The sequence below is a fragment of the Cupriavidus sp. H18C2 genome (genome assembly GCF_049393795.1).
Taxonomy (GTDB): Bacteria; Pseudomonadota; Gammaproteobacteria; order Burkholderiales; family Burkholderiaceae; genus Cupriavidus; species Cupriavidus pauculus_C.
The window spans coordinates 3,485,986-3,500,295 of sequence record NZ_CP186010.1; the positions used below are offsets into that span (position 1 = coordinate 3,485,986).

Genomic DNA, 14,310 nt, shown 5'->3' on the forward strand with positions numbered 1-14,310 from the left:
GTGGAGACAGCCCCGGACGCAAAGACCGACAGATTCATCCCCGAAAACAGGGCCAGACAAGCAAGCCGCCCCCACGTGCTGTGCACCAGGTTTCCCGCAAAATCGAGAGTTCTGTATGAGTGACGTCCATCAAAACGACCACCACGAGTCGCCAATCAAGACCCCTAAGCAACTAATTGCCGTGGTGATCGCCGCCTTTCTGGTGCCGATCATCGTCATCATCCTGCTTGTCAATTTTGTCGGCCACGGCACCCGTGACGGGGACGGCACCGCGTTCAGCGCGGAAGCCGTAAACGGGCGTATCGCGCCGGTGGCCTCGCTGGAAATCAAGGATCCCAACGCGCCGCGCGTGTTCAAGACCGGCGAGCAGGTCTACAAGGAAGTGTGCGCGGCCTGCCACGCCACGGGTGCCGCGGGCGCGCCGAAGTACGGCGTGGCTGGCGACTGGACGGCGCGTATCGGCCAGGGTTTCGACGGCCTGCTCAAGGCCGTGCTGCAAGGCAAGGGCGCGATGCCCGCCCGCGCCGGCACCTCGCCCGACGACATGAGCGATTACGAACTGGCGCGCGCCGTGGTCTACATGGCCGACGCCGGCGGTGCCAAGTTCCCCGAGCCGGCCGCACCGGCCCAGGGCGCCACCGCGCAGGCGGCTGCCTCCGCACCGGCGGCATCGGCCCCGGCCGCCGCTGCGGCCCCGGCTCCGGCCGCTCCCGCCGCCGCCGCCGCGCCGGCAGCCCCTGCTGCCGCACCGGCTGCAGCCGCCGCACCGGCCGTGGCATCGGCCGAGACCGGCAAGAAAGTCTATGAACAGGTCTGCGCGGCCTGCCACGCGGCTGGCGTGGCCGGTGCGCCGAAGTTTGGCGACAAGGCCGCCTGGGCGCCGCGCCTCAAGGAAGGCATGGACGTCGTCCACAACTACGCGCTCAAGGGCAAGGGCGTGATGCCGCCCAAGGGCGGATACGCCGGCCCCGATGCCGACGTGATCGCCGCGTCGGACTACATGGCCAACGCCGCGAAGTAAGCTGCGAACCAGGCCCCCGGTTCAGCGGCCAAGCCGGCCGCTCCGGAACGAAAAAGCCCGCGATTCATCGCGGGCTTTTTGCTTGTGGGGCCGGACAGTCCTGGCCTGACGATCAGGCTCAGACCACGCGCGAGTAGCGCACCAGCGGAATCACCTTGCCATCGTTTGCCGCCGGGGCCGGCTGCGGCCGGGCCGCGTCCTCGCGCAGGTAGCGGTCGAACACCATCGCCACGCGGCGCACCAGCAGGCGGCCCAGCGGCGTGATCTCGATCCGTTCCGGGGTGCGGCGCACCAGGTGGTCGGCGGCCAGCGTGTCCAGGTCGGCCAGCTCGGCCGCGAACGTCGATGCGAAGTCGATGCCGTGCTCGGCCTCCACCATGGCGATGTCCAGCGTGCCGTTGCACATCAGCGCGCCGATGATCGCCTTGCGCAGGTGGTCGTCGGCGGTCATTTCCAGCCCGCGCACGATGGGCAGCCGGCCGGCATCGAGCGCGGCATAGTAGGCATCGGTCGTGCGGGCGTTCTGGACATAGTGGCTCGCCACGGCGCCAATGGCCGACACGCCGAGCCCGATCTGGTCGTAGCCGGCATGCGTGGCGTAGCCCTGGAAGTTGCGCTGCAGCCAGCCCTCGCGCTGGGCCACGGCCAGGTCGTCGTCGGGCAGCGCAAAGTGATCCATGCCGATGTAGACGTAGCCTGCGGCGGTCAGCCGCTCGATGGTCGACACCAGGATGTCGAGCTTCTCGGCGGCCGGCGGCAGCGTCGCGGCGTCGATGCGGCGCTGCGGCTTGAACACGTGCGGCAGATGGGCGTAGCTGTAGACCGACAGCCGGTCGGGGCGCAGGTCGAGCACGCGATCCACCGTGGCCGCAAAGCGTGCCGTGGTCTGGTGCGGCAGGCCGTAGATCAGGTCCACGCTGACCGACTGGAATCCCAGCCGACGCGCGGCCAGCACGATGTTGCGCGTTTCCTCGTACGACTGAACGCGGTGCACGGCCTGCTGCACCTCGGGGTCGAAGTCCTGCACGCCCAGGCTGATCCGGTTGAAGCCGAGTTCGGCCAGCAGGTCCATCCGCGCGTCGGTCACGCGGCGCGGATCGATCTCGATCGAGTGTTCGCCCTCGGGCAGCAGGTCGAAGTGCTCGCGCAGCGCCGCCATGACGCGGCGCATCTCGTCCGGGTCCAGGAACGTCGGCGTGCCCCCGCCCCAGTGCGACTGCATCACCGCGCGGCGCTGGCCGAGCCGGCCGGCCACCATCGCCATTTCGCGCGCCAGATAGTCGACGTACTGCGCGCTGCGGCTGTGATCCTTGGTGATGATCTTGTTGCAGCCGCAGTAGTAGCAGATGTTTTCGCAGAACGGGATGTGCAGGTAGAGCGAGAGCGGGGCCGGCGCGTTGGCGCGGCAGTCCTGCAGCGCGCGCAGGTAGCCGGCGTCGCCGATCTCGTTGTGGAAGCGGTCGGCGGTGGGGTAGGAGGTATAGCGGGGGCCGTTACCGTCGATGCGGCCGGCCAGGCTGCGGAAATCGGCAAGCGCGCGGCGGTCGAAGGCGGTGCCGGCGACGTCGGGATTGGGGGCGGACATGGCAAAACTCTGGGTTCGCGTGGGGGGACAAACGATCCTATGCCTCGCCCGATCGCCAAACCTTGATGCCAATCAAGGTCACGGCAACCGTACGCCTGCCAGCCCCGCCGACGGGGGGCGCCAAGTCGGGTAAAAGTCACGGAAGCGTCATGAAGGGCCGATAGTCTCGCTTCCGGCCCGGTGCCGGCTCGCTTTATTGCGATGTCTGCCGGCCGCCGTTGCACCGCCTTCGCACCCCCGCTCCACCGTCACTTGCCTACTGCCATGCGCCAAGCCTTGCCGCAGTCGATCCCCTCTTGCGCCCCCGCCCAGGCCGGCCGCCGCACCGCGCTGCGCACGCTGGGCGCGCTGGCGTCCGCCGCGATGGTGCCCGCGTTCGCGCAGCCGGCGGGCCCGGCGGTACGTCGCCAGCTGGTGGTGGCGCATCTGGTCGATCGCGCCGGGCCGCAGGCCGACCAGGCGCGCGACTACCTGGCCGGCGCCAAGGTCATGTTCGATGCCTGGAACGCCTCGCCCGGCGCCGGCGGCGGCCTGCGCATCGTCCACGTGGTGCGCGATGCCGACGCCGCCAACCCGCGCGGCGCGGCCGCGCAGGCCGTGGCGCTGGCTGACAACGAGCGCGCCGAAGTGTTGTTCGGACCCGGCGACAGCCTGCTGCCGACGCTGGCGGGCGCATCCGAACTGAGCCGGCGCGGCGTGCAGATCGTGGCGCCGCTGTCCGGGCTGGCGCTGGCCGCCGACAACGTCTGGTTCACGCGCGCCGACTATCAGTCCGAACTCGATGCGGCGGTCCGCCAGTTGCGCAGCTACGGGCTCGGCAGCATCGCGCTGGCCGTGTCGCCCGACTTCGCGGCCGGCACGCTCGGCACCGGCACGCCGTGGCTGGCGCGGCTGGAGAAGGACATGGGCACGCGGGCCGTCGCGCTGGACGGCAACCTCGACGACAGCGCGCGACGCATCGCGGCAGCGCGGCCGGGCGCGGTGATCGTGGCCGGCGACACGCTGGCCTACGGCAGCCTGGGCCGCGCGCTGGCGGCGCGCAACTGGTATGGCTTCCTGGTCGGGCTGTCGGCGGTAAGCCCGTCGGCCGCGCGCGAGATCCTGGGCAGCGGCTACGCCGGCGGCATGGTCGTGACGCAGATCGCGCCGGGGCCGCAGGAATCGACGCTGCGCGTGGTGAAGGAACACGTGGCGCGCATGAAGCAGTATCTCGACGAACCGCCCGCCACGCTGGCCGGCTATATCGGCGCGGCGTGGCTGGTCCGCGCCGCCGCCGGCATGAAGGCGCCCGGCACCGCCGAGCTGCGCCGCGCGCTGCAGACCCGTATCGACGTCGGCGATTTCACGCTAGATTTCACGCGCGGGCTGCGCGGGTCGCAGTACGTGCAGCTTGCGGCCATCGGGAAAAGCGGGTTGCCGCAGCGGGCTTGAGGGGGCTGGATGCTGGTGGTTGGTCCCCTCTCTCACGCGGTGGGATAGGGGTTGGGGTGAGGCATGGTGGTTGGATTTGCGACATGCGCATCTTGAGACGCCGGCCCTCTCCCCCGGCCCCTCTCCCGCAGGCGGGAGAGGGGAGCAAACCGGCGCCGGCCTTCGTGCCTCCTCGCGCGGGGCGGGAGCGGGGAGCAAACCGGCGCCGGCGCTCGTGCTGGACATTTCTCGCGCGGGGCGGGAGCGGGGAGCAAACCGGCGCGGTTTATCCCCTGGGCAGCGTGATGCTGACGCGCAGGCCGCCTTCGGGGCGGTTGGACAGTTTCAGTTCGCCGCCGTGGCGCGCCACGATGTCGGCGGCGATCGCCAGGCCCATGCCGACGCCGCCCGTGGCGCGGCTGCGTGACGACTCCACGCGGTAGAACGGTTCCAGCACGCGCTGAAGTTCGGCGGGCGGGATGCCCGGGCCGTTGTCGCAGACGTCGATGGTCACGCGCTCGGGGCTGTCGGCCAGCACGATGTGCGCGGCGCCGCCGTAGCGGTGCGCGTTCTCGACCAGGTTGACCACGGCGCGGCGCAGTTCCGCCGGGTACGCCAGCAGCGGCGCGGCCTCGCCCGAGAGCCGGACGTCCTGGCCGATCTCCTGCGCGTCGTCGACGACGGCCTGCAGCAGCGCCAGCACGTCCACGCGCTGGCGCGGGCCGGTGGCGTCGTCGCGCTCGCGCAGGTAGTACAGCGTGGCGTCGATCAGCCCGTTCATCTCGGCCAGGTCCTGGCGCAGCCGGTAGCGCACGTCGTTGTCCTCGATCCGCTCGATGCGCAGGCTCATGCGCGTGAGCGGCGTGCGCAGGTCGTGCGACACGGCCGCCAGAAAGCGCGACTGCTGCGCGAGCTGCGTGCGGATGCGCTGCTGCATCAGGTTCAGCGCGTGCGTGGCGTCGCGGGCCTCGGCCGGGCCGGTGTCCTCGTCCAGCGGCGGCGCGTGTACGTCCTGCGCCAGCCGGTTGGCGCCGCTGGCAAGCTGCTGCACCGGCCGCGCCAGCAGGCGCGCGCCCACCCACGACGCGATCAGGATGGCGGCGAGCTGGAACAGCAGCCCCAGGTGCGGTGGCCAGATGCCGCGGATGTGGAAGCCGTCGGGCCGGCCCTGGGGGCGGCCGCCGGGGCGTTCCATGAAGGCGTCCGGGCGCAGCGGCGGGCCATCGAAATCGAAGGGTTCGTTGCCGCGCATGCCCGGTGGCGGGCCGGCGGGATGGCCGGGCATGAACACGCCTTCGAGCGGATGCGCGGGCGGGCCGGACAGCAGCTTGCCGGCCACCTCGGCGTCGGACGCGGCGCGGCGCATCCGTTCCATGTAGCGCTCCGATCCCGGGCGCGGAAACACGCTCTCGATCACCGTCACGCCCAGCACGTGCACGGCCAGCATGATGGCCGTCATCACGAAGAACAGGCGCGTGAACATCGAGTTGAACCGGCGGCGGCGCACCGCTTGCGGGGGCGCGGCCGGGGCGCCGGCAGCGGACGGGGGCGTTGCGGCCATGCGCTCAGTGTTCCACGTTGACCGTGAACACGTAGCCCTCGCCGCGCACGGTGCGGATCAGCGACGAATCGCGCGGGTCGTCGCGCAGCTTCTGGCGCAGCCGCGACACCAGCAGGTCGATGCTGCGGTCGAACACGTCCAAGTCGCGGCCGCGCGCGTTGTTGATCAGCATCTCGCGGTCCAGCACGCGGTTCGGGTTCTCGATGAACGTCAGCAGCAGCCGGAATTCGGCGTTGGACAGCGGCACCACGGTTTCCTCGGCATCGACCAGTTGCCGCAGCGTGGTGTTCAGCCGCCAGCCGCCGAACCGCATCTCGTGGCCCGCGGCGGCGGCCGGCGCGCGGCGCGTCTCGCCCCGGCTGCGGCGCAGCACCGTGTGGATGCGCGCCACCAGCTCGCGCATTTCGAACGGCTTGGTCACGTAGTCGTCGGCGCCCACTTCCAGGCCCACCACGCGGTCGGCCAGCTCGGCGCGGGCGGTCAGCATGATCACGGGCAGGTCGCTCTGCTCGCGGATTTCGCGGCACAGCGTCAGGCCGTTTTCGCCGGGCAGCGACAGGTCCAGGATGACCAGGTCGTACGTCTGCCGCCCCAGCGCCGCGCGCATGGCCGCGCCGCCTTCCACGCCCTCCGCCTCCATGCCGAACGTGGCCAGGTATTCGGCCAGCATGGAACGGATCTGGGGATCGTCGTCGACGATCAGCAGACGGGTGGGCAGGTTCAGCGACAGGTCCATGGCAAACGGGGAAAGCGGGAAACGGGAGGGTGGAACGCGGGAAATCCGAGCGGCCAATGTACCAGCCGCGAGATTACAGGCGATGCCCGCTTTGTATCAGCGCCGATACGTGCGCCATACGGCACCTGGGGGGGCCGCCATCGACGATGATCGGCGCCGGGTGCCGAAAAATACGCTCCCGGTGCTGCCGCAGCCGGGAGCGTTCAACAGGGAAGAAGCCGGGCTCGCATGCGCCCAGCCACACCGCAACCGAAGGGCTGGCGCGGTGTGTCGGAGAAACGCCGAGACGTTTCCACGCGATGTCCATCGTAGTGAGACGACCCGGCCGAATCTTGTCGGCCTTGTATCAGCGTCAGCCGGCGGCGGGCTTGTTGAGCAGCGCCTTCAGGCCGGCCAGCCGGTCCTTGGGGCTCATGGCCGGCATGGCGTCCTGCGGCGCCGGGGCTTCTTCCAGCTTCATCTCGGCGATGAAGCGCGACGGCTCGACCGAGTAGGTCTCCCGCGCGCGCTTGCGCTTCTTGCACCAGCTGATCTGCAGGCTGCGCTGTGCGCGCGTGATGCCCACGTACATCAGCCGGCGCTCTTCCTCGATCTTGTCGTCGCCCAGGTCCTCGTCCTCGCGCGTGTGGGGCAGGATGCCCTCTTCCACGCCCACCAAAAACACGTGCGGATATTCCAGCCCCTTCGAGGCGTGCAGCGTGGACAGCCGCACGGCGTCCGGGTCCTCCTCGCGGCCTTCGAGCATGCTCATCAGCGCCACGGTCTGCGTCAGTTCCAGCAGGTTCTTGCCCTCGTCGCCAAAGCCGTCGGCGTTGTCGAAGCCGGTGGCCTCGCCCTCGCCTTCCGGCTCGGGCCGGGTGCCCTTGCGCTTGAGCCAGTCCAGGAATTCCAGCGTGTTGGTCCAGCGCGACTGCGCCTGGCGTTCGTCGAAGGTGTCGTACAGGTACGCCTCGTAGTGGATGCCTTCCATCAGGTCGTCCAGCACCACGGTGGCGGGGTCGCGCGCGGCGCGGTCGGCCAGCCGCACCATCGACTCGCAGAACACGCGCAGCGGCTCAAGCTGGCGCGGCTGCAGCTTTGCCTCGATGCCGCCCATCATCGCCGCCTCGAACAGCGACACCTTGGCCTGGCCCGCGAACGTGCCCAGCACCTCCAGCGTGGTATTGCCCACGCCCCGGCGCGGCGTGGTGATGGCGCGGATAAACGCGGGGTCGTCGTCCGGATTGGCAATCAGCCGCAGGTACGCGCAGATGTCCTTGATCTCGGCCTTGTCGAAGAAGCTCTGGCCGCCCGACAGCACGTACGGAATCCGCTCGCGCCGCAGGATCTGCTCGAACAGCCGTGCCTGGTGGTTGCCGCGGTACAGGATCGCGTAGTCGCGGAACTGCGCGCGGCGCTCGAACTTGTGGGCCGACAGCCGGAACACCACGGACTCGGCCTCGTGCTCCTCGTCGTTCATCGGATGCACCGCGATCGGATCGCCCATGCCGTGCTCGGACCAGAGCTTCTTGTCGAACAGCTTGGGGTTGTTGGCGATGACCGCGTTGGCCGCTTCCAGGATGCGCACCGTCGAGCGGTAGTTCTGTTCGAGCTTGACGACCTTGAGGTCCGGGAAATCCGTTTGCAGCAGGCGCAGGTTGTCGAGCGTGGCGCCGCGCCAGCCGTAGATGGCCTGGTCGTCGTCGCCCACAGCCGTGAACGCCGGCGCGCGCAGGTGCGAGCCCCCGGCCAGCAGCTTGAGCAACTGGTACTGGCACGCGTTGGTGTCCTGGTACTCGTCGACCAGGAAGTAGCGCAGCCGGTTCTGCCACTTCAGCCGCACGGCCTCGTCGCGGGCGAACAGTTCGGCCGGCAGCCGGATCAGGTCGTCGAAATCCACGGCCTGGTAGGCGTGCAGCGTGGCCACGTAGTTGCGGTAGACCATGGCGGCCTGGTGCTGGTCGGCATCGGCGGCCTGGGCCAGCGCGGTCTCGGGGTCGACCATGCCGTTCTTCCAGAGCGAGATCGCGTTCTGCACGCTGCGGATCAGCTTCTTGTCGGTGGTGCCCAGCTGTTCCTGGACCAGCCCGAAACAGTCGTCCGAATCCATGATCGAGAACTGTGGCTTCAGCCCCACGTGCTCGGCTTCCATGCGCAGAATTTGCACGCCGAGCGAGTGAAACGTACAAACCGTGAGCTGCTTGAGTGGAATGCGCTTCCCTTCGCGCGTGGTTTTGCCCTCCATGAGCTTGGCAATGCGCTCCTGCATCTCCTTGGCCGCCTTGTTCGTGAACGTGACGGCGGCAATGTGACGCGGCTCGAACCCCTTGTCCTCGATCAGGTGGGCGATCTTCTGCGTGATCACGCGCGTCTTGCCCGAGCCGGCGCCCGCCAGCACAAGGCAGGGGCCGTCCAGGTAGCGAACCGCTTCGGATTGCGCGGCGTTGAGTCCGTGGGTCATGGGCAGGGGGGAAAACGGGTGCGGCCGGGATGGCGCAAGGCGCACGTGCGGGCCGGGCGCGAAAGGCGTCGATGTTAACACGCGGGCCGGTGTCGGGCGGCGTCCGACAAGAGGCGTTTCAGGCTGGTAACAATCGTAAAGCGGGGGCACCCGCGGCATGGAGATTGCCTCTTACCGTGCACGACCGCGCGGGTTTTGCGCCAGGCGCGACCGGCTCGGGAGACCAGGCCAACGGCCATCGCAACCATGACAATCCATTGAAAAGAAGGAGCCCATCATGAAGACGCTTCGCACCATTTCCAAGGTCGTGCTGATCGGTGCCACGCTGGCAGGTTTCGCCGGCTGCGCGGACATGACCCCGAAACAACGTAATACGGCCATCGGCGCGGGTGCCGGTGCGCTGGGCGGCGCCGTGCTGACCGACGGCAGCGCGCTGGGCACGCTGGGCGGCGCGGCCGTCGGCGGCGTGGTCGGCAACGTCGTGACCAAGGACCGCCGCTGATCTTGCCGGCCTGGGGGAAGACCGGGCTGCCCGCGCAAGGGCGCCGCTGGCGCGTTTGACAAAGGCAGACCGGTCCCGTACATTCTCGCGCATCCGGCCGGGAGAGCGCGCAGCGACTGCGCCGCCGAAGGGGAACTACCCAAAAACTCTCAGGCACCATGGACCGACCGGATCGGCATGCAACATGCACACGATGCATGCCGCACTCTGGAGAGCGACATCCGCCGCGGCACAGGCCAGGCGAGCATGTCCACCGAAGGGGCGCACGACGCCGGCGCACGCAAGCGCCAGGCTTCGTAATCTCTCAGGTATCGAGGACAGAGGGGTCATCGCCGTGACACGGGTCACGGCGATGACCCTTTTTTCGTTTTCGAACCGCCCCGAGGGAACTCCATGACGCTTCAGGCCACGCCTCTCAACGCTATCCACCGCGCCCTCGGCGCCCGCATGGTCGACTTCGGCGGCTGGGACATGCCGGTCAACTACGGCTCGCAGATCGAGGAACACCACGCCGTGCGCGCCGACGCCGGCATGTTCGACGTCTCCCACATGTGCGTGGTCGATCTCCACGGCGCCCAGACCCGCGCCTTCCTGCGCGGCCTGCTGGCCAACAACGTCGACAAGCTCCAGACCCCGGGCAAGGCGCTTTACTCGTGCATGCTCGACGAAAAAGGCGGCGTGATCGACGACCTGATCGTCTACTTCTTTGCCGAGGACCATTTCCGCCTGGTGGTGAACGCCAGCACGGCGCTGGGCGACATCGAATGGATCCAGCAGCGCAACGCGGCCACCGGCAGCGACGTGACGATCACGCCGCGCCGGGGCGACGTGGCGCCGGACGGCGCCGGCAAGCTGGCCATCGTGGCCGTCCAGGGCCCCAACGCGCGCGCCAAGGTCTACCAGGCCTTCCCGTCCACGCAGCCGGCCGACGCGCTCAAGCCGTTCAACGCGCTGGTGGTGCAGGACCCCGACATGGGCGAGCTGATGGTGGCCCGCACCGGCTACACCGGCGAGGACGGCTTCGAGCTGGTGGTGCCGGCCCAGAACGTCGCCGGCATCTGGGAAAAGCTGTCCGCCGTCGGCGTGCGCCCGGCCGGCCTGGGCGCGCGCGACACGCTGCGCCTGGAAGCCGGCATGAACCTGTACGGCCAGGACATGGACATCCACACCTCGCCGCTGGACGCCGGGCTGGCCTGGACGGTCGACCTGCAGAGCGAGCGCGACTTCGTCGGCAAGTCGGCCCTGGTGGCCGGGGGCCAGAAGCAGACCTTCGCGGGCCTGATCCTGCGCGACAAGGGCGGCGTGCTGCGCGCGCACCAGAAGGTCGTCACGCCCGCCGGCGACGGCGAGATCACCAGCGGCACCTTCAGCCCGAGCCTGCAGCAGTCCATCGCCTTCGCACGGCTGCCGAAGGACGTGGCGCCCGGCACCGACGTCCAGGTCGAGATCCGCGACCGCAAACTGACCGCGACTGTGGTTAAACTGCCGTTTGTGCGCAATGGCAAGGCACTCGTGAGCTGAGGCATCGCCCGGCTTCACCCAACGGTCGCCCCTTCCACCCGTCCGCGTCGAGCCCAACCTGCTGCGGGCCGGGTGATTGAAACAAGAAACACACTGCATTGACGGAGAACCTCATGAACTTCCCCGCTGACCTGAAGTACACCGAGTCGCACGAATGGGTGCGCGTCGAGTCCGACGGCACGCTGACGATCGGTATTACCGACCACGCGCAGGACGCGCTGGGCGACATCGTCTTCCTGGAACTGCCCGAGGTGGGCAAGTCGGTTGGCGCCGGCGACGCGCTGGCCGTGGTGGAGTCCGTGAAGGCGGCCTCCGACATCTACGCCCCGGTGGCCGGCGAGGTGGTGGCCGTGAACGACGCCGCCTCGGCCTCGCCGGAATCGGTCAACGCCAACGCGTTTGACGCGTGGCTGTTCAAGATCAAGCCGGCCAACGGCGACGACGTGAACGGCCTGATGGACGCCGACGCCTACAAGGCCAGCGTCGGCGCCTGAGCCCGCCCGTTTGATGCCGCGCGCGGCGCGCCGGGCTGACCACCCGGCCGCCGCCCGCTCCTCGAGATCCTTGCCATGAATGCCCCGCTTCCCATGAACGCAGCCGCCCAAGCCCGGCCCACGCTGGCCGAACTGGAGGCGCGCGACGCCTTCGCCGCCCGCCACATCGGCCCCGATTCCGCCGAACAGCAGCACATGCTCAAGGTACTGGGCTTCGACAGCCGCGCCGCGCTGATCGACGCCGTGGTGCCCGCCGCCATCCGCCGCCGCGACGGCATGCCGCTGGGCGAATTCACCGCCCCGCTGACCGAGGAAGCCGCGCTGGCGCGCCTGCGCGGCCTGGCGACCAAGAACCGGGTGCTCAAGAGCTTCATCGGCCAGGGTTACTACAACACGCTGACGCCGGGCGTGGTGCTGCGCAACGTCTTCGAGAATCCCGCCTGGTACACGGCCTACACGCCGTACCAGCCCGAGATCTCCCAGGGCCGCCTGGAAGCGATGCTGAACTTCCAGCAGATGGTGACGGACCTGACCGGGCTGGACATCGCCAATGCGTCGATGCTGGACGAAGGCACGGCCGCCGCCGAGGCCATGACGCTGCTGCAGCGCGTGAACAAGCATGCGTCGAACACGTTCTACGTGGCCGACGACGTGCTGCCGCAGACGCTGGAAGTGGTGCGCACGCGCGCGCTGCCGATGGGCATCGAGGTCAAGGTCGGCCCCGCCGCCGACGCCGCGCAGGCCCACGCCTTCGGCGTGCTGCTGCAGTACCCCGGCGTCAACGGCGACGTGTCGGACTACCGCGCGATTGCCGACGCCGTGCACGCCGCCGGCGGCCTGGTGGTGGCCGCGGCCGACCTGCTGGCGCTGACGCTGATCGCCGCGCCGGGCGAATGGGGCGCCGACGTGGCCGTCGGCAACTCGCAGCGCTTTGGCGTGCCGCTCGGCTTTGGCGGCCCGCACGCCGGCTACATGGCCGTGCGCGACGACTTCAAGCGCTCGATGCCGGGCCGGCTCGTGGGCGTGACCATCGACGCGCAGGGCAACCGGGCATACCGCCTGGCGCTGCAGACGCGCGAGCAGCACATCCGCCGCGAGAAGGCCACGTCGAACATCTGTACCGCGCAGGCGCTGCTGGCCGTGATGGCGTCGATGTACGCCGTCTACCACGGCCCGCAGGGCCTGAAGCGGATTGCCCAGCGCGTGCACCGCCTGACCGCCACGCTGGCCGCCGGCCTGCAGGCGCTGGGCCTGCCGCCGGTCAACGCCACGTTCTTCGACACCCTCACGCTCGAAACCGGCTTCAACACCGACGCCTTCCACGCCACGGCCACGCAGCGCGGCATCAACCTGCGCCATGCCGGCGCCACGCGCATCGGCATCTCGCTGGACGAAACCGCGTCGCGCGAGGACGTGGTCACGCTGTGGGAAATCTTCGCGCACGGCAAGCCGGTGCCCGACTTCGACCAGATCGAGGCGCAGGTGGGCGACGGCTTTCCGGCCGCGCTGGCCCGCCAGAGCGACTACCTGACGCACCCGGTGTTCAACACGCACCACGCCGAGCACGAAATGCTGCGCTACCTGCGCTCGCTGGCCGACAAGGACCTGGCGCTGGACCGCACGATGATCCCGCTGGGCTCCTGCACGATGAAGCTGAACGCGACCAGCGAGATGATCCCGGTGACGTGGCCCGAGTTCAGCAACATCCACCCGTTCGCGCCGCTGGACCAGACCGTGGGCTACCGCGAGATGATCGACCAGCTCGAAGCCATGCTCTGCGCGGCCACCGGCTACGCGGCGGTCAGCCTGCAGCCGAACGCCGGGTCGCAGGGCGAGTACGCCGGCCTGCTGATCATCCAGGCCTACCATGCCAGCCGGGGCGAGAGCCATCGGAACATCTGCCTGATCCCGTCGTCGGCGCACGGCACGAACCCCGCGTCGGCGCAGATGGCCGGCATGCGGGTCGTGGTGGTAGCCTGCGACGAGAACGGCAACGTCGACCTGGACGACCTGGCGAAGAAGGCCGAGGCGCACAGCCAGAACCTGGCGGCGATCATGATCACGTACCCGTCCACGCACGGCGTGTTCGAGCCGGGCGTGCAGCAGATCTGCGACATCGTGCACAGGCACGGCGGCCAGGTCTACGTGGACGGCGCCAACATGAACGCGATGGTCGGCGTGGCCGCGCCGGGCCAGTTCGGCGGCGACGTGTCGCACCTGAACCTGCACAAGACCTTCTGCATCCCGCACGGCGGCGGCGGCCCGGGCGTGGGCCCGGTGGCGGTGGGCCCGCACCTGGCGGACTTCCTGCCGAACCAGGACAGCGTGGGCTATCGCCGCGACGACAACGGCATCGGCGGCATCTCGGCCGCGCCGTTCGGCTCGGCCAGCATCCTGCCGATCTCGTGGATGTACATCGCGATGATGGGCTCGGCCGGCCTGACCGCGGCCACCGAGAACGCGATCCTGACCGCCAACTACGTCGCCCGGCGCCTGTCGCCGCACTACCCGGTGCTGTACGCGGGCCAGGGCGGGCTGGTGGCGCACGAGTGCATCCTGGACCTGCGGCCGCTGCAGAAGAGCACCGGCATCACCAACGAGGACGTGGCCAAGCGGCTGATGGACTACGGCTTCCACGCGCCGACCATGAGCTTCCCGGTGCCGGGCACGCTGATGATCGAGCCGACCGAGAGCGAGGCGCTGGCCGAGCTGGACCGCTTCATCGACGCGATGATCGCCATCCGTGGCGAGATCGCCCGCGTGGAGGACGGCAGCTTCGACCGCGAGGACAACCCGCTGCGGCACGCGCCGCACACGGCCGCCGTGGTGGTGGGCAACGAGTGGACCCACAAGTACACCCGCGAGGAAGCGGCGTACCCGGTGGCGTCGCTGCGCACGCAGAAGTACTGGCCGCCGGTTGGCCGTGCCGACAACGTCTACGGCGACCGCAACCTGTTCTGCTCGTGCGTGCCGATGAGCGAGTACGCTGAAGGGGAATAAGCCCTTCGGCGAGCACCCGTTCCCTGCGTCACGCATCCGC

10 protein-coding genes and 2 riboswitches are annotated in these 14,310 nt (G+C 69.5%); of the genes, 6 read left to right on the forward strand and 4 right to left on the reverse strand.

The window, feature by feature from the left end:
* The first annotated feature begins 115 nt into the window (after positions 1–115).
* Positions 116–1,021: a c-type cytochrome gene (locus EPAKOI_RS15915; RefSeq protein ID WP_423192593.1), complete on the forward strand. Its 906-nt coding sequence runs from the start codon at positions 116–118 to the stop codon at positions 1,019–1,021.
* A gap of 118 nt (positions 1,022–1,139) precedes the next feature.
* On the opposite strand, the gene hemN is transcribed toward EPAKOI_RS15915, so the two are convergent.
* On the reverse strand, positions 1,140–2,606 hold the full coding sequence (hemN, locus tag EPAKOI_RS15920) for an oxygen-independent coproporphyrinogen III oxidase (RefSeq protein WP_423192594.1): 1,467 nt from the start codon (positions 2,604–2,606) through the stop codon (positions 1,140–1,142).
* A 264-nt stretch (positions 2,607–2,870) separates the two neighbouring features.
* Here hemN and EPAKOI_RS15925 point away from each other — a divergent pair, with 264 nt between their 5' ends.
* On the forward strand, positions 2,871–4,037 hold the full coding sequence (locus EPAKOI_RS15925; protein ID WP_423192595.1) for an ABC transporter substrate-binding protein: 1,167 nt from the start codon (positions 2,871–2,873) through the stop codon (positions 4,035–4,037).
* A 265-nt stretch (positions 4,038–4,302) separates the two neighbouring features.
* Here the strand turns inward: EPAKOI_RS15925 and EPAKOI_RS15930 are convergent, their stop codons facing one another.
* The 3 genes from EPAKOI_RS15930 to EPAKOI_RS15940 form a co-directional block, all read right to left on the reverse strand.
* Entirely contained in the window at positions 4,303–5,577 is a 1,275-nt protein-coding gene (locus EPAKOI_RS15930; protein ID WP_423192596.1) for an ATP-binding protein, read from the reverse strand.
* Between the two features lie 4 nt (positions 5,578–5,581).
* A complete protein-coding gene (locus EPAKOI_RS15935; protein WP_124682929.1) occupies positions 5,582–6,313 on the reverse strand; it encodes a response regulator in 732 nt (243 codons plus the stop codon).
* Between the two features lie 352 nt (positions 6,314–6,665).
* Positions 6,666–8,753 (reverse strand): UvrD-helicase domain-containing protein, encoded by a 2,088-nt coding sequence (locus EPAKOI_RS15940; RefSeq protein WP_313837220.1) that lies wholly within the window; start codon positions 8,751–8,753, stop codon positions 6,666–6,668.
* Positions 8,754–9,030: 277 nt separating this feature from the next.
* Between EPAKOI_RS15940 and EPAKOI_RS15945 the strand changes: the two genes are divergently transcribed.
* The 4 genes from EPAKOI_RS15945 to gcvP all read left to right on the forward strand — a co-directional run bounded on the left by EPAKOI_RS15945 (position 9,031) and on the right by gcvP (position 14,270).
* A complete protein-coding gene (locus EPAKOI_RS15945; RefSeq protein ID WP_124682927.1) occupies positions 9,031–9,255 on the forward strand; it encodes a glycine zipper 2TM domain-containing protein in 225 nt (74 codons plus the stop codon).
* 88 nt (positions 9,256–9,343) lie between these two features.
* Positions 9,344–9,431, forward strand: a riboswitch (glycine riboswitch).
* 21 nt (positions 9,432–9,452) lie between these two features.
* Positions 9,453–9,586: riboswitch (glycine riboswitch) on the forward strand.
* A gap of 62 nt (positions 9,587–9,648) precedes the next feature.
* Positions 9,649–10,776 (forward strand): glycine cleavage system aminomethyltransferase GcvT, encoded by a 1,128-nt coding sequence (gene gcvT / locus EPAKOI_RS15950; protein WP_423192597.1) that lies wholly within the window; start codon positions 9,649–9,651, stop codon positions 10,774–10,776.
* Positions 10,777–10,889: 113 nt separating this feature from the next.
* On the forward strand, positions 10,890–11,270 hold the full coding sequence (gene gcvH, locus EPAKOI_RS15955; RefSeq protein WP_124682925.1) for a glycine cleavage system protein GcvH: 381 nt from the start codon (positions 10,890–10,892) through the stop codon (positions 11,268–11,270).
* 75 nt (positions 11,271–11,345) lie between these two features.
* The gene (gcvP, locus tag EPAKOI_RS15960) at positions 11,346–14,270 is read left to right on the forward strand and encodes an aminomethyl-transferring glycine dehydrogenase (RefSeq protein WP_423192598.1); all 2,925 of its coding nucleotides are present in this window, start codon (positions 11,346–11,348) and stop codon (positions 14,268–14,270) included.
* Positions 14,271–14,310 lie beyond the last annotated feature (40 nt).

Coding starts and splice junctions, on each gene's coding strand:
- EPAKOI_RS15915 (WP_423192593.1), top strand. CDS start 116: ATGAGTGACGTCCATCAAAACGACCACCACGAGTCGCCAATCAAGACC.
- hemN (WP_423192594.1), bottom strand. CDS start 2,606: ATGTCCGCCCCCAATCCCGACGTCGCCGGCACCGCCTTCGACCGCCGC.
- EPAKOI_RS15925 (WP_423192595.1), top strand. CDS start 2,871: ATGCGCCAAGCCTTGCCGCAGTCGATCCCCTCTTGCGCCCCCGCCCAG.
- EPAKOI_RS15930 (WP_423192596.1), bottom strand. CDS start 5,577: ATGGCCGCAACGCCCCCGTCCGCTGCCGGCGCCCCGGCCGCGCCCCCG.
- EPAKOI_RS15935 (WP_124682929.1), bottom strand. CDS start 6,313: ATGGACCTGTCGCTGAACCTGCCCACCCGTCTGCTGATCGTCGACGAC.
- EPAKOI_RS15940 (WP_313837220.1), bottom strand. CDS start 8,753: ATGACCCACGGACTCAACGCCGCGCAATCCGAAGCGGTTCGCTACCTG.
- EPAKOI_RS15945 (WP_124682927.1), top strand. CDS start 9,031: ATGAAGACGCTTCGCACCATTTCCAAGGTCGTGCTGATCGGTGCCACG.
- gcvT (WP_423192597.1), top strand. CDS start 9,649: ATGACGCTTCAGGCCACGCCTCTCAACGCTATCCACCGCGCCCTCGGC.
- gcvH (WP_124682925.1), top strand. CDS start 10,890: ATGAACTTCCCCGCTGACCTGAAGTACACCGAGTCGCACGAATGGGTG.
- gcvP (WP_423192598.1), top strand. CDS start 11,346: ATGAATGCCCCGCTTCCCATGAACGCAGCCGCCCAAGCCCGGCCCACG.